Origin of the sequence: Pseudomonas sp. CK-NBRI-02 (assembly GCF_008124495.1) — a bacterium.
In the GTDB taxonomy this organism is placed as follows: domain Bacteria; phylum Pseudomonadota; class Gammaproteobacteria; order Pseudomonadales; family Pseudomonadaceae; genus Aquipseudomonas; species Aquipseudomonas guariconensis.
Window position 1 is genome coordinate 1 of record NZ_VSJH01000019.1, and the last position, 17333, is coordinate 17333.

At 64.1% G+C, this 17333-nt stretch carries 16 protein-coding genes; 8 read left to right on the top strand and 8 right to left on the bottom strand.

Annotation, left to right across the window (positions count from 1 at the left end):
* Positions 1–460: methyl-accepting chemotaxis protein (locus DQ397_RS14840; protein ID WP_256664378.1), on the top strand; the 460-nt coding region annotated here is incomplete at its 5' end.
* 103 nt (positions 461–563) lie between these two features.
* Here the strand turns inward: DQ397_RS14840 and DQ397_RS14845 are convergent.
* Positions 564–1289: a TorF family putative porin gene (locus DQ397_RS14845; protein WP_043215270.1), complete on the bottom strand. Its 726-nt coding sequence runs from the start codon at positions 1287–1289 to the stop codon at positions 564–566.
* Positions 1290–1409: 120 nt separating this feature from the next.
* Positions 1410–3131 (bottom strand): amidohydrolase, encoded by a 1722-nt coding sequence (locus tag DQ397_RS14850; protein ID WP_043215273.1) that lies wholly within the window; start codon positions 3129–3131, stop codon positions 1410–1412.
* 243 nt (positions 3132–3374) lie between these two features.
* Between DQ397_RS14850 and DQ397_RS14855 the strand changes: the two genes are divergently transcribed.
* The 3 genes from DQ397_RS14855 (at position 3375) to DQ397_RS14865 (ending at position 6990) form a co-directional block, all read left to right on the top strand.
* Positions 3375–4286 carry a LysR family transcriptional regulator gene (locus DQ397_RS14855; RefSeq protein WP_043215275.1) on the top strand — a complete coding sequence of 304 codons (912 nt, stop codon included), beginning with the start codon at positions 3375–3377 and terminating at the stop codon, positions 4284–4286.
* 241 nt (positions 4287–4527) lie between these two features.
* Positions 4528–5598: a C45 family peptidase gene (locus DQ397_RS14860; protein ID WP_043215277.1), complete on the top strand. Its 1071-nt coding sequence runs from the start codon at positions 4528–4530 to the stop codon at positions 5596–5598.
* A 57-nt stretch (positions 5599–5655) separates the two neighbouring features.
* Positions 5656–6990 (top strand): MFS transporter, encoded by a 1335-nt coding sequence (locus tag DQ397_RS14865; RefSeq protein ID WP_043215279.1) that lies wholly within the window; start codon positions 5656–5658, stop codon positions 6988–6990.
* A gap of 159 nt (positions 6991–7149) precedes the next feature.
* Here DQ397_RS14865 and DQ397_RS14870 read toward each other — a convergent pair whose 3' ends face one another.
* On the bottom strand, positions 7150–7965 hold the full coding sequence (locus tag DQ397_RS14870; protein WP_043215282.1) for a carbon-nitrogen hydrolase family protein: 816 nt from the start codon (positions 7963–7965) through the stop codon (positions 7150–7152).
* Positions 7966–8087: 122 nt separating this feature from the next.
* Between DQ397_RS14870 and DQ397_RS14875 the strand changes: the two genes are divergently transcribed.
* Complete coding sequence (locus tag DQ397_RS14875) at positions 8088–8903, top strand: helix-turn-helix transcriptional regulator (protein ID WP_043215284.1); 816 nt, start codon at positions 8088–8090, stop codon at positions 8901–8903.
* Between the two features lie 58 nt (positions 8904–8961).
* Here the strand turns inward: DQ397_RS14875 and DQ397_RS14880 are convergent, their stop codons facing one another.
* Positions 8962–10059, bottom strand: a complete 1098-nt coding sequence (locus DQ397_RS14880; RefSeq protein ID WP_043215286.1) for a P1 family peptidase — start codon at positions 10057–10059, stop codon at positions 8962–8964.
* Positions 10060–10074: 15 nt separating this feature from the next.
* A complete protein-coding gene (locus DQ397_RS14885; RefSeq protein WP_043215289.1) occupies positions 10075–11424 on the bottom strand; it encodes an APC family permease in 1350 nt (449 codons plus the stop codon).
* Positions 11425–11619: 195 nt separating this feature from the next.
* Here DQ397_RS14885 and DQ397_RS14890 point away from each other — a divergent pair, with 195 nt between their 5' ends.
* Complete coding sequence (locus tag DQ397_RS14890) at positions 11620–12420, top strand: helix-turn-helix transcriptional regulator (RefSeq protein WP_043215291.1); 801 nt, start codon at positions 11620–11622, stop codon at positions 12418–12420.
* A 17-nt stretch (positions 12421–12437) separates the two neighbouring features.
* On the opposite strand, the gene DQ397_RS14895 is transcribed toward DQ397_RS14890, so the two are convergent.
* Positions 12438–13328: a LysR family transcriptional regulator gene (locus DQ397_RS14895; protein WP_043215294.1), complete on the bottom strand. Its 891-nt coding sequence runs from the start codon at positions 13326–13328 to the stop codon at positions 12438–12440.
* Between the two features lie 151 nt (positions 13329–13479).
* Here DQ397_RS14895 and moaB point away from each other — a divergent pair, with 151 nt between their 5' ends.
* Positions 13480–14043 carry a molybdenum cofactor biosynthesis protein B gene (moaB, locus tag DQ397_RS14900; protein ID WP_372240768.1) on the top strand — a complete coding sequence of 188 codons (564 nt, stop codon included), beginning with the start codon at positions 13480–13482 and terminating at the stop codon, positions 14041–14043.
* Between the two features lie 91 nt (positions 14044–14134).
* On the opposite strand, the gene DQ397_RS14905 is transcribed toward moaB, so the two are convergent.
* Both DQ397_RS14905 and moaA read right to left on the bottom strand, forming a co-directional pair.
* A complete protein-coding gene (locus tag DQ397_RS14905) occupies positions 14135–15034 on the bottom strand; it encodes a bestrophin family protein (RefSeq protein WP_043215296.1) in 900 nt (299 codons plus the stop codon).
* 20 nt (positions 15035–15054) lie between these two features.
* A complete protein-coding gene (gene moaA, locus DQ397_RS14910) occupies positions 15055–16059 on the bottom strand; it encodes a GTP 3',8-cyclase MoaA (RefSeq protein ID WP_043215298.1) in 1005 nt (334 codons plus the stop codon).
* 276 nt (positions 16060–16335) lie between these two features.
* On the opposite strand from moaA, the gene DQ397_RS14915 reads away from it, so the two are divergent.
* Positions 16336–17333 (top strand): molybdopterin-dependent oxidoreductase (locus tag DQ397_RS14915; protein WP_148921574.1); only part of this gene is annotated, 998 nt, incomplete at its 3' end.

The following is a 17333-nucleotide window of genomic DNA, read 5'->3' on the forward strand; positions in this document are numbered from 1 at the left end:
GCTCAACGCCGCCATCGAGGCCGCCCGTGCTGGCGAGGCCGGGCGCGGTTTCGCCGTGGTGGCCGATGAAGTGCGCAACCTGGCCCACCGCACCCAGGAGTCGGCCGAAGAGATCCACCGCATGATCACCAGCCTGCAGGTGGGCTCGCGCGAGGCGGTGTACACCATGAACGAAAGCCAGGTGTCCAGCGAACAGACCGTGCAGGTGGCCAACCAGGCGGGTGAACGCCTGGCCAGCGTGACCCAGCGCATCGGCGAGATCGACGGCATGAACCAGTCGGTGGCCACCGCCACCGAGGAGCAGAGCGCAGTGGTCGAGAGCCTGAACCTGGACATCACCCAGATCAACAGCCTCAACCAGCAAGGGGTAGAGAACCTCAACGAAACCCTGCGCCATTGCGATGCCCTGAGCCAGCAAGCGGGGCGGTTGAAGCAACTGGTGGGCAGCTTCAGGATCTGAGGCGGGTCCTTCGCGGGTAGACCCGCTCCCACAGGTATCGCGCCGTTCTCAGGCTCGGCGCAGTACCCGTGGGAGCCGGCGGCAGCCCTGGGGGCCGCAGGGATCAGAATGTCTTGCTGACCGCAGCCACCACCGTGGCCGAGCAGACATCCTTGAAACCCAGGTAACTGGCGCATTCGTTTTCGGAAAGGTCGGTGTCGATGTAGCTGACCGACCAATCGAGCGACAGCATCGTGCGGGTCAGCTTAACTTCCCACTCGTGATAGTCGTCCCGGCTGGTCCCGTCATTGGCGAACCAGCTTGGGTCCTTGTAGTCGTTGCGCCCGTAGCGCACCAGCAGGTCGGTGTCGAACGGTAGCAGGGTGGTGTAGCCCATATAGCTGTAGAGCATCGACTGGTCGCCGTTGAAGTTCTCCGAGTAGTTACCACCGAGCAGCACACCCCAGGCACGCAGTTCGGTGTGGTACTCGCCATAGTTGAAGTTGCCCTGACGCGGGTACACGTACTTGATGTACGAAGTATCGAGGGTGACATCGTCGTTGATCTGCCAGAAGTAGCCGGCATAGTAGTCCAGCTCCTGGCGTGTGCTGCTGCCGAAACCGAAGTCGACGTTCGAACTCCATACGCCTGCGTACAGGCCGCTGGCGTGCGCCAGGGTCAGCGACCCCTGCAGGGCTGGATCGTTCTGGGTCTGGGAGATGCCACGGGTGCGGTAGTCGCTGAACACGCCAGCCTTGGCCTCGAGGCTGAAATCGTCATTGAGGTCGATGGCATGGGCCAGCGGGGCACAGGCGAGCAGGCCGCCTGCGATGAGGTTGCGTAAGGTCATTCGATGCTTTCCGTTTATTGTTGTTGTGCACGGGTGACGCGGGGTGTGGCTTTTTGCGGATAAAACCCGCTCCACAGGCGTCGGTGTTGCGCCTGTGGAGCGGGTTGGCCCGCCAAGCGATCAGCGCTGGTAGATCTGCTTGCCGGCGAACCAGGTCTGCAACACCTGGGTATCTCGCAGCGCCTCGGGGTCGACGCTGAGCACATCGCGGTCCAAGACGATCATGTCCGCCTGCTTGCCGACTTTCAGCGAGCCCACCTGCTGCTCAAGACGCATGGCGCGGGCGGCATTGAGGGTGTAGGCCTGGAACATGGTTTGCCGGTCGATGGCCTCGTCAGCGTTGAGCACCCCCTTGGGGCCCTTGCGGCTCACTGCCTGGTAGATCGCCTTCCACGGCTCCGGGGTGGTGATCGGCCAGTCACTTGCCCCGGCGATGGTCGCACCGGCCTTGTACAGCGAGTGGGCCGGATAGCTATGGGCGAAGGCGTGTTCATCGACATACGGCTTGACCAGATCGAGGTTGGTCTCGTCGGCACTGGCCCAGTACAACTGCATCGAGGCGATCACATCGAGCTGCTTGAAGCGCGGGTAGTCCTGGGCGCTGACCATCTGCAGGTGGGTGATCGAATGGGGGACGCCGCTGTGACGGGCTCGTCGGGCTTGTTCTACGCCATTGAGCGCCTCGCGCACGGCGCGGTCGCCGATGGCATGGACGTGCACCAGCCAGCCGCGTGCATCGGCGGCATCGACCAGCTCACCGAAGTGTTTCGGGTCCAGCAGCAGTTCGCCGCGTTGGCCGGAGTTCTTGTAGGGCTCGAGCATCGCTGCGCTCTGCGCCGGCATCTCGGCCACGCCGTCGGCGAAGACCTTGATGCCGGGCAGGGTGAGGTTGCGCACGCCGAGGAACTGCTGGCGTACCTTGTCCAGCTCATCCAGGTCGGCCGGGCGGGCCTTTGAGTCGGCCATCAGCAGCGCGGCAATGTGGGCCGTCAGCTCGCCGCGCTGGGAGAGGTCCTTATAGACCGGCAGCACGCCGAGCGAGTCGTTCTTCACGTCCGCCCCGGGCAGTTCGTTGGCCAGTGGGTCCATCCAGCCGGTAATGCCGAGCTGCTTGGAGTAGTCCAGGGCCATGCGGCCGGCGGTCATCAGGGTGTCGTGGGAGAGCGGTGGCAGCAGGTCGGTCACCGGGTAGTAACTGGCATCGGCCAGGAACCCGTTGGGTGTGCCGTCCTCATGCTGGCCTATGGTGCTGCGCGCCTCGGCAGGCAATGCCGCGATGGTCTTGGCATCGATCTTGGCGCGCTTGAGCAGGGCCAGGTTGGCCCAGCCGGTGTGCATATCATTGGCGGCCAGAAGGATCGGCTGCTCGGCCCATTGCCCGTGGTTGAAGCGCTGCTCCAGGGCTGGGATGTCATCCCAATAGGTCCCTGGCACGCCGCCGACGACCAGGAATTCGCCTCGCACGGCCTTGCCATCCTTGCGCCACTCGAGCAGGCGTTGTTCCAGTTCATCGAGCGGGATCTGCTCGCCCATCAGGTTGGCCAGTTCCAGTTGCAGGCCGCCCTTGATGGCATGGGAGTGAGAATCGAGCATGCCCGGCATCAGCACCTTGCCACCCAGGTCGATGACGCGGGTGGCGGCGGCCTTCAGGCGCAGCACGGCCTGGTCGGATCCCACGGCAACGATCTTCTCTCCCTCGACCGCCACCGCTTGCTGCAGCGGTTGGCCTGGCTCGGCGGTGTAGACCTTGGCGTTGTGAAAGATCACGTCCACTGCCGCGAAGCTGTGCAGGGAGGTGCAGGCCAGGCCCGCGCTGATCGCCATCTTCAGGAGGTGCTTCATTCGGTGCCTCGTTCTTGTTGTGATTGCGCCGCAGCCTAGCCAACGCGCAAGGCCGGTTAAATGCGACGACAGGCACAACTTTTTTCGCGATCGGGAAACAATCCCTGGCCTATGATTGCCATGGCGCAAGCCACACGCCGCTCGACGCCTATTCAAATCCGCGCTGTTTGCGGGTTTGATGGAAAGGCGTGGATACCCGCACGCGCTCTTCATTGCCTCGCTTGTGCCGAACAGGAAGAAACCATGGACAAAATGACGGCCCTGACCATCTTCGTCGCCGCCGCCGAACACGGCAGCTTCAGTCGTGCGGCCGAGCAGTTGGGCAAGACGCCCTCGGCCATCACCAAGGCCGTCGCTCACCTGGAAGCCGAGCTCGGCGTGCGCCTGTTCGAGCGCACCACCCGGCGTATGGCCCTGACCGAGGCCGGGACGGTGTATCTGGAAGGTGCGCGCCAGGCCTTGATGCATCTGCAACTGGTGACCGAGGAGGTGGAGCAGTTGCAGCACGAACTGCGCGGCACCTTGCGCATCACCGCGCCGCCTTCGTTCGGCCCGGCGTTTCTCAACCAGGTCTGCTTTCGCTTCATGCGTGAACACCCGCAGGTGCGTCTGGAGGTGAACCTCAACGATGCCAATGAAGACCTGATCGATGGCGGTTACGATCTGTCGCTGCGCGATGGCCCCACCGACCAGCCCGAACTGATTGCCCAGCCGCTGATCGAGAACCGCGTGGTGCTGTGTGCCAGCCCCGACTACCTGGCCCGACGTGGTGAGGCCATCACCCTGGAGAACTACGCCCAGCACGACTGGCTGCTGTTGCGTCATCCGCTGCTAAACCGCAGCTTCTGGTGGGTCGAGCATGAAGGCCAGACGTTGCGTGTGCGCCAGCCCACGCCCCGGCTGGTGAGCGACAATTTCGACTTTTTGCTCGCCTGCCTGCTCGATGGCCATGGTCTGCAGTTCGTGCCCACCTGGTGCGCCGCGCCTTATCTGGCCAGCGGGCAACTGGTGGAAGTGTTGCCGGACTACTGGCGGGCCTTGAGTGCCTTCGGTCCCTGGGTGCACGTGCTGTACCTGCCCCATCGGCGCAACACGCGCAAGGTGCAGGCGTTCATCGCCTTGCTGCACGAGCAACTGCGCAGCCAGGGGCTGTGATCGGGCTGCGGGGCGCAATTGTTCCGCCTGGGCACAAAAGTTGTGCGGGTTGTGGCGATGATCCACCGCGGGCGGCTCGCTAGGCTAGCGGTGGTTGCCTGAACACAGCGGCCACTTCGTGCCCGGTCCAGTACCATCTGCCACCCCCAAGGCAGGTGCATGCAGCAGAGGTGCGAGGCGGCCTCACTCTTTCCAGAACAGCAACGATGCCCAGAGCCTGCTGTACCAGGAGTTCCCCGCAGTGAAGATCCATACCCTAGTCACCGATATCCGCACGCCTGCCGAGCGTGGTCGCCAGATCGGCGAGCGCTTCGCCGAGCAGATCCGTCATACCACCCAGCTCTATCTGGACTTCTTCCCTCGGGTGGGCGTGTCCGTGCGCGAGGCGCAACGTATCGGCGAAAACAGTCTGGCCGCCTTGGAAGCCTGGAGCCCGAATCTGGCGGCCGAGGTGATCGGCATGGCCAGCGGCGCCGACCTGCCGGTGTGGCAGTTGGCAAGCCTCAACGCGCGCACCGAGGTGCTGGCTGCACGCACCCGCCACAGCGAATGCTCCACCACCGTGCATGCCCCGCGCGGTCCGCGGGCGCCGCAGACCCTGCAGACCTGGGACTGGCACGACAGCCTTTGCCCTCATGGCCTGATGCTGGCGTTGCACACCGAACGTGGCATGAACGTCAAGCTGTTCTGCGAATTCGGCATGCTTGCCAAGCTGGGCGTGAACAGCGCAGGTCTGGGGCTGCACTTCAACATTCTCCACCACACCAGTGACAACGACAGCGGCGGTGTGCCGGTGCACGCCATTGCCCGTCGTCTGCTCGAAGAGGCCAGCAGCGTCGAGGAGGCCATCGAGCTGGCCCGTTCGGCGCGGGTCAGTGCCTCCACCGTGCTCACCGTGTTCTCCCGCGAGGACAGCAGCCCGCGCGCCGTCAGCATCGAGCTCAGCCCTGAGCGCACGGCGCTGGTGCTGCCGCGTGAAGACGGCTGGTTGCTGCACACCAACCACTTCCTCGACCCGCAACTGAGCCTGGGCGAGCAGGTTGCCGACCGTGCCGATACCCAGTGCCGCCTGGGCCACCTGGAGCAGGTAATCGGCCAGATGGGCAGTGCCGATCTGCGCGCCCGCGCCGAAGCCATGTGTGGCGCACAAGGTGACAGCGCGCCGATCTGCTTCCACCCGGACATGGCCATGCCCGACACCGAACGTTGGGAAACCCTGCTGAGCGTGGGGATCGATACCGAGCGCTGCGTACTGGAATACGTGGCGGGCACGCCGCTGCAACTGGCCAAGGCTGGCTTCGAACGTTTCTGAGCCCCACCCGGTGCCGCCTGAGCAGGGCGGCACCCGCTGACAACGAGAACAACAACAATGCATGCGGAACAATCCAACCCTGCGTCGTCCCGGTCTGCGCTGCGGACCTTCTGCGTCTCCGGCATGGGCACTGCGCTGGAGTTCTATGACTTCATCATCTACGGCACCGCGGCTGCGCTGGTGTTTCCCCAGGTGTTCTTCCCGCAGATGGATCACCTGACCGCGACCTTGGTGGCCTTCAGCGCCTTTGGTGCCGGCTTCTTCGCCCGGCCGCTGGGCGGCTTGGTGTTCGGCCACTATGGCGATCGCATCGGCCGGCAGAAGGTGCTGGTCGCGACCTTGCTGCTCATGGGTTTGAGCACTTTCCTCATCGGCTGCTTGCCAAGCCATGCCAGTATCGGCGTCGTTGCGCCGATCCTGCTGGTGGTGTTGCGTCTGATCCAGGGCTTCGCCGCCGGTGGCGAGTGGGGCGGTGCCGCGCTGTTCGGCATCGAGTCGGCGCCGCCGGGCAGGCGAGGACTGTGGGGTAGCTTTACCAGCATGGGCATCGGCGTCGGTGGCATCCTCGGCGCTGTGGTGTTCACCATCGTCAGTGCCGCCTTCAATGACAACCTGGTGGATTTTGCCTGGCGCATCCCGTTCTGGCTCGGCGGCACCTTGGTGCTGATCGGCCTGTACGCACGCTTGAAAGCACCGGCACCGGTCGCAGCCCCGGCAGTCAAGCCGGTCCGTGCACCATTGGCCGAAGCCTTGCGCCAGCGTCCGCGCCAGTTGTTGCTGTGCACCGGCATTGCCTTCGGCTATTGCACCATCGCCTACATCGGCAGCACGTTCTTCCTGACCTACGCCACCCAGGTGGGCTTCGGCAGCACCCAGGCATTGATGTTCGACCTGACCTTGTCGATCGCTATCGTGTTCTCCGCGCCGCTGTTCGGCTACCTGTCCGACCGTTTGGGCCGGCGCACGGTGATGGTGTTCGGTGCGGTGGTCATGGCGCTCGGGCTGTTCGCCTTCTTCGAACTGGTAGGCATGAAGAGTTTCGGCATCGCTTTGTTCGCCTACAGCCTCACGGGCTTGCTGATGGGCGCGACCCAGGGGCCGATCCCTGCATTTCTGGGTGAGCAGTTCCCGCGTAGCATGCGCTATTCCGGGATCTCGGCCAGCTATCAGATCGGTGCCGCGCTGGGCGGTGGGACAGCGTCGAGCATCGCCACGGCGATCCTCATCCTCACCGACCACAACCCGTTGGGCGTGGCCCTGTATGGAGCTGGGGCATTGGCGTTGGTAGCGGTGTGTTCGCTGATGCTGCGCGAGACTTCGCGCCTGAGCATGGCGCAGATCGACGAAGCGCCTGCTGGCGTGGCGGGTGAGGCGGTGCTGGCCCGGCATTGAGAGGGGATGGCGATAGTCCTGTATCGACAGATCTGGCCACTTCGCGGGTAAACCCGCTCCCACAGGTACAGCAGTGTTTCTAATGACACTGCAGCACTTGAGGGAGCGGGTTTACCCGCGAAGCAGGCGCCACGTAGTCGTGCGTGCGCCACCCGGGACTTAGCCGATGAGCAGTTCGCGCAGGCCGTTGGGATGCTCGATGCGCTCACCCGGCAGGGCGATGCGCTGGTTGGCGCGGTAGTCGTGGAAGGCACGGGCCTTGCCGATCAGCGACAGATCCAGGGTCACGGTATGCCGTGACTCGCCCCGGCCTGCCTCGAACAGCGTCCTGCCAAAGGGGTCGACCCCCAGACTGTTGCCGACGAACATGCAGTCGTCCGGCCCATTGCCCACCCGATTGGCCACCACGGCGAACACCTGGTTCTCCATCGCCCGGGCCATCACCGACACACGATGCACGTCATCCTCGGGCTCGGCCAAGCCATCGGTGATCAGCATCACCTGTGCGTCGAGTGCCGTCAGTGCCCGGGCCGTCTCGGGGAACTCGCTGTCGTAACAGATCAGCAGGCCGATGCGCACCCCACGCCACTCCACGGTGGAGAAGCGATCCCCAGGCACCACGATGCCATGCTCCGGCACCCACAGGTGGGTCTTGCGGTAAGTGAGCAGAATGCCTTCTGGCGCGATGAACAGCGTGGTGTTGTAGAAGGTGCCATGGGCATTTTCATAAAGCCCCAGCACCACCGCCACATTGCGCTGGCGCGCCGCTTCGACCACTGCCTGCACGGCTTCGCCATCGACTGACTCCGAGAGCGTGCCGACGTCTTCCTGGCTGAGAAACCCGGTCAGGTGCGACTCGGGGAACAGCACGACGTCGGTGTCCGGCGCACACTGGGCGATGTCCTTGAGGATGCAACTGAGGTTGTAGGGCGTGTCGCCATCGCGCGTCGTGGTTTGTATGACTTCGATCTTCATAGGGCGTCCGTCTCGTGGTGTCCGACCGCTTTGAGGTCGGGTGACTTTTGCAAAGGGTGATGCAAGTATGAAAACAACGACTGTCAAAACAATCACGCCGAGTGGTTAACCCGGGGGTAGGCATGGGCCTGAGTCTGCAGGATCTTTCGTGGCACCAGGGCATAGGCCAGTGCATCGAGCACCTCGATCGACCAAGCTTCTGGCGCACGCTGGCCACGTTGCTGGGCGACTTCGTCGAAGTGGATTCCTGGGTTGCCTTGTTGTTCAGCCAAGACAAGCCACTGATCTTCGACCAAAGCCCCTATGACCGGGAGGGCATCGACCCCTTGGTGAGCGAATACGCCAATGGTCTGTACCTGCTGGACCCGTTCTACCTCAACAGTCGGGAGCAGGCGCAGACCGGTCTGGTGCGCTTGGCCGACATCGCCCCGGAGCACTTCCAGCAGACCGATTACTACCGGCTGTATTTCACCCATAACGTGGTCGCCGACGAAGTCCAGTTCAACGTGGTGGTGGGGCAGGGGCGCACGCTGTGCCTGTCGCTGGGGGGCTGCCGACGGTTCAGTGCCGAGCAGCTCGCCATGCTGGAGCTGATCCGCCCATGGCTGATCGGCCTGATGCGCCAGCGCCTGCATTTCGAGAGCCTGCCGGAGCGGGCACCTGCGGGCAAACCGGCGCTGGACTTTGCCCAAGGTCGCGATGAAGCGCGCCGGCAGCTGGAGTCGGTGCTCACCGCACGGGAACTGGATGTGGTGCGCTTGATCCTCTCCGGCCACTCCAACAAGGAGGCCGCGGCCAAGCTCGCGCTTTCCGCCGAGACGGTGAAGGTCCATCGGCGCAACGTGTACCGCAAGCTGGACGTGAACTCCCAGAGCGAGCTGTTCTCGTTGTTGTTCCTGACGGGCGAGGAGCTGGGTAGCCTGCGCTCTGTTTCCTAGTTTTTTCCGAAACGCACCTGCTTCAGGGGATTCGGGGCCGCACAGCAGCCCCCGGTTCCTAACCCTGCCACCCCACCTGGCGCAGGGCCCCCAGCAGCCGCTCGCCACCGAGCCCCGGCACCAGCACGCCGTCGGCGGTGTGCATGTCGACGCCTGCCAGCAGGGCATTGACGATCGCCTCTTCCACCGCTTCGGCCGCCGCCATGAACAATGGCGTGATGTGGTCGTTGTTGAGCATCTGCACCGGCAGGCTGAACGGGGTGCCCTTGCGGCCGTACTCGGCGGCGGGTAAGTGTTGCTCAGCACAGGAGAACGCCAGGAACAGGTCGCCACTGGCATCTTCGGTACCGCCGCCGGTGCGGGCGATGCCGATGGAGGCCCGCTGGGCCAGGCGTTGGCACTGATGTGGCAATAGCGGAGCGTCGGTGGCGATGATCACCACGATCGAGCCCATGCCGGGCTCGCCGCGCTCGTCGAAGGGCGACGGGATGCCATCCAGTACCCGGCCCACCGGATAGCCATCGACGCGCAGCTCGCGGCGTTGACCGTGGTTAGCCTGGACCAGCGCACCGACCGTCCAGCCGCCCTGTTCGGTCGACAGCTTGCGCGAGGCGGTGCCGATGCCACCCTTGAACTCATGGCAGATCATGCCCGTGCCACCGCCCACCGCACCTTCGGCGACCGGGCCGGATTCGGCACGGGCCAGGGCTTCGTTCACGTGGTCCGGGCCAATGTGCTGGCCCCAGATGTCGTTGAGCAGGCCGTCATAGGTTTCCATGACCACCGGCATGCACCAGTACACGGCCGGGTCCGCCAGGGCATCGCGCTCGGCGGCGACCAGCGCGTCACGCACCACGCCAACGCTGTGGGTATTGGTGATGGCCAGCGGTGTGGTCAACAGGCCCGCTTCGCGGATCCACTCAAGCCCAGTGGCGTCGCCGTTGCCATTGAGCACATGGATCCCGGCAAAGCAGGGCGCCAGGCGGGCTGCGCCAGGGCGCGGCTGGATCACGGTGACGCCGGTGCGCACCTGCTTGTCGTCGCTATCGGCCATGAGGGTGCTGTGACCGACGCGAACACCGGGCACATCGGTGATGGCGTTGAATTGGCCGGGGGTGCCCAGGCCCAGGGTGATGCCAAGTTGACGCGCGCGCATAGGGACTCCTGTTGTTCAGCGTTTCTGGAAAGTGGGGCTGAGCTTGCCGTAGGTGCTGTAAAGGATCACCGAGACAGCCAGTATGCCGAGAATGATCAAGGTGTCGCGGACCGAGGCGTCGAGCAGGCCATTGAGCAGCAGGTAGCCAGCCCCGATGGTGGCCAGCAAGGCGGGTAGAGGCCACAGCGGCATGCGGTAGGGGTGCTCGCGGTCGCTGCGCAGTACCCGGCTGAACAGGGCACATAACGCCACGGCCAGGTAGACCATGAGCAGCAGCAAGACCGTGAAGGAGGTCAGCCCCTCCAGGTTGGAGCTGAAGGTCAGGGCCGCCGAGGGCACACCGAGGAACAAGGTGGCCAGCCAAGGCGATTCCCAACGGGGGTGGATGCGGGTGAACAGGCGATTCAACGCGGGCGTCCACAGCTGGTCGCGACCGCTGCTGAACACCACCCGGCCAGACTGGATGACGATGGCAATGATGGCGTTGAACACCGAGAGGAAGATCCCGGCACTGACCAGCCGCGACAGCGTTTCGTTGCCGTGGGCAGTGAGCAGATAGCCGATCGGGTCGGGGCTGGCGAGCATGTCTTGCAGCGACGGCGCGCCGAGCAGTAGGGCGCCGATCGGTATCAGCTCGATCGCCACCACCAGTGCCAGCGACCAGAGCACGGCGTGGTGGTTGCTGCGCCCGCCGTCTTTCATGTCCTCGGCCAGCACCACGGCGCCGCCGAAACCGTTGTAGGAGAACAGCGCGGTGCCCATGGCGGCTATCACCAGGGCCCAGGGCGCGGCGGTGAGCAGGCCGTGGTCGATGTGCTGGGGTTGGGTCAGCACGCTGAGCGGCTGGCTGATGTTGCCGAAACCGAGCACCACGATCACCAGCAGGGCGGCAACCTCACACAGCAGGAAGATACCCGTGACCCAGGCATTGACGCGGATGTTGAGAATACCCAGGCCGTAGCTGGCGGCGACAATGGCCAGGGCGACAGTCTGGGTGTCGAATTGCGTGCCCAGGGCGCTGTTGAGGTAGGTGGCTGCGCCCGTGGCCAGCACGGGCGGGATGAACAGCAGCATCACCATCACGGTCAGGAAGGTGGCGTAGCCGGCCATGCCACCGAATACCCGCTTGGCATAGACATACTCGCCACCCGCCGAGGTGTGCGCCCGACCGAGTTCGGCGTAGCACCAGGCGAACATCAAGGCCAGCAGCGCGGCCAGGACAAAGGCCAGGAAGGCACCACTGCCGGCCTGGGAGATGGCAAAAGGGGCGATGACGAACACGGAACTGGCCGGCGTGACCGCCGAGACCGTGATGGCGACCACATCGAGCATGCCCAGGCTGGGCTTGAGCGCACTGTCGTGCATGTCGTTCTCCTCGAATTGTTATTGGTGGTTGAGGCAGTGACGAAGAAAGGGAGCGTGCCCTCGACGCGGGGCGTGGCATGGGCTGCAATCTAGGCGTGACGGGGCGTGCGGCCAATTACCCTATTGGGGTACGCCCACTTGACGCGCAGGCGGGAAAGACGGCAAATCCCATCACCTATTCAGGGGAGCCTGCGGATGCAAAGCCTGTTTCATGAAGTCGGCATTCACGCCAACCTTGGTCGCACCATCGAACAGATCGGTCAGCCCCGCTTGTGGAAGCAGTTGATCCTGCTCCTGCACCGCTGGCTGCCGTTCGACAATGCCCTGGCGGTCTTCTACCCCAGCAACGCAGCTCCCTTGGTGCTCGAGGAATACGACGCCGCGCCCCAGGACGGACCGGCGGCGATGCCGCTGTACCTCAGTGGCCTGTACCAGCTCGATCCGTTCTTCCAGGCCTGCCAGGATGGCGTGTCCAGCGGGTTGTACCGGCTCGATGAGGTGGCGCCGGACCAGTTCCACCAAAGTGAGTACTACCTCAACTACTTCCATGCCAACGTGCTGGAGGACGAGGTGCAGTTCATCCTGCAGTTGCCGGGCCAGGGGGCATTGTCGTTGTCGTTGGGCATGCGCCGGCCGTTCAGTTCGCAGCAGTGCGGACAATTGGCGATGTTCTGCCCCTGGGTGCTGGCCCTGATGCAACAGCATTGGCAGTTGCGCAGCCAACGCCTGATGCCGGCGGGCGAGCCGGTGGCGGCCCAGGTGCGCGATGCGCTGAGTCATTTCGGGGCGGGGGTGTTGTCCGAGCGCGAGCTCGAGATCGCCCGGTTGATCCTGCGTGGCTACTCATCCAAGGCCATGGCCGAGCGTCTGGCGATTTCTCCGGAAACCGTCAAGGTTCACCGCCGGCACCTGTATGCCAAGCTGGATATTTCCTCGCAGCCGGAGTTGTTCTCGCTGTTCTTGCAGTCGTTGGGACACGATCCGGAGCATCCTTGAGATCTACAGGGACGCGCTCAGGGTTGCTGGGCAAACAGCGCCTTGGCCTCGTCGAAGCACTGCTCGGCAATCGCCGAGCGCGGCTCGCTACGGCGCAGCAGCAAGCCTACCGGGCTGTGGATGCTGGCATCGGCGATGGGCAGGATGCGCAAGTGCTCGGACAACTCTTCCAGCCCGCAATCGAGCGGCATCACCGCGCAGCATAGGCCGGTATTGATGGCCTGGATCAGCTGGAACGTGGAGTCGCTCTCCAGCACCGCAGCTGGCTCCAGGCCCCGGCTGCGCAGGCTCAGGTCCAACGACTGGCGGTAGTGCATGCCCTTGCTCAGCAGGCCCAGCGGCAGGTTGGCCAAGGCTTCCCAGCGCAGTTGCGGTCCGTCGAAGGCGAAATGCCGGGTGTCATGCAGCAGGCCCATGGTGGTGGTGCCTAGTTCGATCACCTCGAAGAAGCTGGTATTGACCTGGTCCAGGTAGCAGATCCCCAGGTCCAGCTGGTTGCGGCTCAAGCCATCGATGATTTGCTCGGAGCTCAGCGAACTGACCTGAAAGTGCAGCTCCGGGTACTTCTCGCGCAACGGCAGCAGCAGGTGCATGGGATTGAAGCTGGCCAGCGGCACGGTGCCCAGGCGCAGGCTGCCGACCACCTGTCCACGGCAACTGGCGGCCTCGGCCTGCAGGCCGTCGTGAGCGGCGAGCAGGGTGCGGGCCCAGGCCAGGATGCGCTCGCCGGCTTCGGTGAAGCCCTCGAAGCGCTGGCCGCGCTTGACCAGTACCAGGTCCAGTTCGTCTTCGAGATTGCGCAGGCGCATGGACAAGGTTGGCTGGGTGATGTGGCACAACGCGGCGGCCTGCCCGAAGTGTCGGGTCTGGTCGAGGGCGATGAGGAATTTGAGCTGTTTGATGTCCATGGCGCGGTCTGGCAGGCAAGGAGTCGATTGCGCGACCTTAACCAAGTCTGCCGTGGCTGGCCATTGTTTCGTGATGATAGAGCCGGTTGATGGTTTGGTTCGTCATATCGATTGGACGTCGCCCAAGGGTTGGCCCTAGCGTGATGTGACCATGCCCCATGCAGAGGAAACCAAGGTGAGTGTGAAACCGGATGCAGTGTTCGTACCGCTCAATGTCGCCGTGCTGACCGTCAGCGATACCCGCACCTTCGATAACGATACGTCGGGCGAGCTGCTCGCCACCCGAGCGGTGGAGGTCGGTCATCGCCTGGTGGCGCGCGCGCTGCTCAAGGACGACCTTTACAAGATCCGCGCCCAGGTCGCCCAGTGGATCGCCGATGAACAGGTGCAGGTGGTGATGATCACCGGTGGCACGGGTTTCACCGGTCGCGACAGTACCCCCGAAGCGGTGGAGTGCCTGCTCGACAAGCGTATCGATGGCTTCGGCGAGCTGTTCAGGGCACTGTCGATTCTCGATATCGGCACCTCGACCGTGCAGAGCCGGGCCCTGGCCGGGCTGGCCAACGGCACCTTGGTCTGCTGCCTGCCGGGCTCGACCGGCGCCTGTCGCACGGCCTGGGAAGGCATTCTGGTGGAGCAGCTGGATGCGCGGCACCGGCCATGCAACTTCGTCCCGCACCTCAAGGCGGTGGGAGCCTGCGAAAGCCGCGGCTAGACAAGCGCTTGGCAGGCACCCGCGAATGCGCTGGTGGGCCCACTGATGTATTCACGCATAAGCCCACTGCGACAGGCCGCGCGGCGGTTGCTCAGCTCAGCACATGATCGACCGGCATCAACGCCGGCGGCAGTGGCTCGTGTCCCAGGGCTGAGAGCACGTCGCGCTCGACGGTGCGTACCAGAGCATCGGTCGGCAGATCGTTTTCATCGCGCCCGAACGGGTCTTCCAGCTCGTTGCCGATGGCATCCAGACCGAAGAAGGTGTAGCTGATGATGGTGGTGAACGCCGGGGCCAGCCAGCCTAGGGGTTCGGCCAGGGCGAAGGGCAACAGCAGGCAGAAGATGTAGCTGGTGCGATGCAACAGCAACGTGTAAGGGAAGGGCATTGGTGTGCTCTTGATCCGCTCGCAGGTCGCCTGCACCTGCGACATCCCCACCAGGCGCTGTTCCAGCAGGGTGTAACGCCATTCGCTGATGTGCTTGTCTGCGGCCAGGCGCGAGCACTGCTCGCCGATCTCGCGCAGGATGGCGTCGCATGGGTTGTAAGAGCCTGCGCGGGGAGCCTCGGCCAGCCAGGGGCCGGCAGCCTGCAGTTCATCTTCGTTGCGCAGTCGTGCATTCAGGGCGTGGGCAAAGCCGCACAGCCCGCGAAGCAGCCGGGCGCGCAGGTGCTCATCGTTGATCACCTGGCTTTCGCGGATGAACGAGCGCGCTTCGATGATCAGTTGACCCCAGGCCTTGCGACCCTCCCACCATCGGTCGTAACAGACGTTGTTGCGAAAGCTCATGAAGATCGACAGCGACAGGCCCAGCAGCGTGAATGGCGTAGCACTGACCGGGTAGAAGAACGCCGGAAAGTGATGCTCTATCAGCACGATCAAGGCGGCCAGCAAGGTCACCATCAGGCAGCGCAGGGCAATGCGTTTGACGATCGACCCCTTGAGGGTGAACAGCACGCGCAGCACATCGGGGCGGGGATGGACGATCATGGTGTTCCAGAGGCGGCCGGTCAGCCGCCGGTCATGTTCATGAAACGCAGGATCTGCACCTCGCCACCGACTTCGAAGTGATGGCGGTAGGGCTTGAGCTGCATGGCGTCGCGAATGGCCCGTTCCAGGCGCTCGGCGTCGCCTGGATGGGCGCGCAGGATCTGCTTGAGGTCCATCGAATGTTCGTTGCCCAGGCACAGCAGCAGGCGGCCCTCGACGGTGAGGCGTACGCGGTTGCAGGTGGCGCAGAAGTTGTGACTGTGGGGCGAGATGAAACCGACCCGGGTGTGTGGTGCTTCGGCCAGGCGCCAGTAACGGGCCGGGCCCTGGGACGACTCGGCCGAGTCGACCAGGGTGAAATGCTCGGCGATGCGTGCGCGCACCTCATCGCTGGAGCAGTAGGACTCGCCGCGCTCATGCTCGTTGATCACGCCCAGGGGCATTTCTTCAATGAAGGAGATGTCCAGTTCCCGATCGACGGCAAAGCGCACCAAGTCGATGATTTCATGGTCGTTGCGGCCTTTTAGCACCACGCAATTGAGCTTGGTGCGCTGGAACCCGGCGCTGCGCGCGGCGTCGATGCCGGCGATCACCTGGTTCAAGTCACCCGTGCGGGTCAGGCTGCGGAAACGCTCGGCATCGAGGCTGTCGAGGCTGATGTTCAGGCGTGATACGCCGGCATCGAACAGCGGCTGGGCCAGACGGCCCAATTGCGAGCCGTTGCTGGTCAGGCACAGCTCGCGCAGACCAGGCAGCGCGGCAATACGTGCGCACAGCTCGACGATGCCCTGGCGTACCAGAGGCTCGCCACCGGTCAGACGGATCTTGCGGGTCCCCAGGGCGACGAAACGCTCGGCCACCTGATACAGCTCCTCGAGGCTGAGGATCTGCTGGCGCGGCAGGAACTGCATGTCTTCGGCCATGCAGTAGACGCAACGGAAATCGCAGCGGTCGGTCACCGACATCCGCAGATAGTCGATGCGCCGATTGAATCCGTCGATCAGTGCCCGGGTGTTTTCTTCCACGATCGTGCTCTGCAGGTTAGGTGAAGCGGCGGGGCGCCGCGGACTAGTTCCAAGCTATAACCTGTGCGCACCCCCGTCAAATTGCTTTCCCCGACTAAACGATCAGTCTCCTCTATCATGGCCGCAGGCCAAGAAATACGCGGCTTGCCGGTCTTGATCGAAACCGTTTATCACACTGTCAGGCATATCGATTGGACGCGTTGGGGCCGCTCTTCATAGGCTGGAAAAAAGCCGGAGATTCACTGCCGGTGCATTTTCAAGCGCCCGAGGACCCCCATGAGCGAAGACAACCACATCAGGGATTACAACGGCCCCGCCGCTGGCTGGGGTGCGCTCAAGAGTGTGACCAAGGCCTGGCTGGGCAGCGAGAACGCCTTCAAGAACCTGCGCATGATGCTCAAGACCAACCAGAACGGCGGCTTCGACTGCCCCGGTTGTGCCTGGGGCGAATCGCCGGGAAGCGACATGGTCAAGTTCTGCGAGAACGGCGCCAAGGCGGTCAACTGGGAGGCCACCGGCCGTTCGGTGGACCCGGCCTTCTTCGCCAAGTACAGCGTCAGTGCCCTGGCCGAGCAGAGCGACTATTGGCTTGAATACCAGGGCCGACTGACCCACCCGATGCGCTACGACGCGGCCACCGACCATTACGTGGAAACCTCCTGGGACGACGCCTTCGCGCTCATCGCACAGCACCTGCAGGCGCTCGAGTCGCCCAACCAGGCCGAGTTCTATACCTCTGGGCGGGCCAGCAACGAAGCGGCGTTCCTGTACCAGCTGTTCGTGCGGGCCTTCGGTACCAACAACTTCCCGGACTGCTCGAACATGTGCCACGAAGCCAGTGGCGTGGGCATGGGCGAATCCCTCGGCGTGGGCAAGGGCACTGTGGTGTTCGATGACCTGGAGGAAGCCGACGCGATCTTCGTCATCGGCCAGAACCCCGGCACCAACCACCCGCGCATGCTCGAACCGCTGCGCGAGGCGGTCAAGCGCGGTGCCCAGGTGGTGTGCTTCAACCCGCTCAAGGAGCGTGGCCTGGAGCGCTTCCAGCATCCGCAGCACCCCTTCGAAATGCTCAGCAACGGCTCGGAGCCGACCAACACTGCGTACTTCCGCCCGGCGTTGGGCGGCGACATGGCGGCCATGCGTGGCATCGCTAAGTTCCTGCTGCAGTGGGAACGCGAGGCCCAGGCCAAAGGCGGGCCGGCGGTGTTCGACCACGCCTTCCTCGAGGCGCACACCTCGGGTGTGGACGCCTACCTGGCAGTCCTGGATGC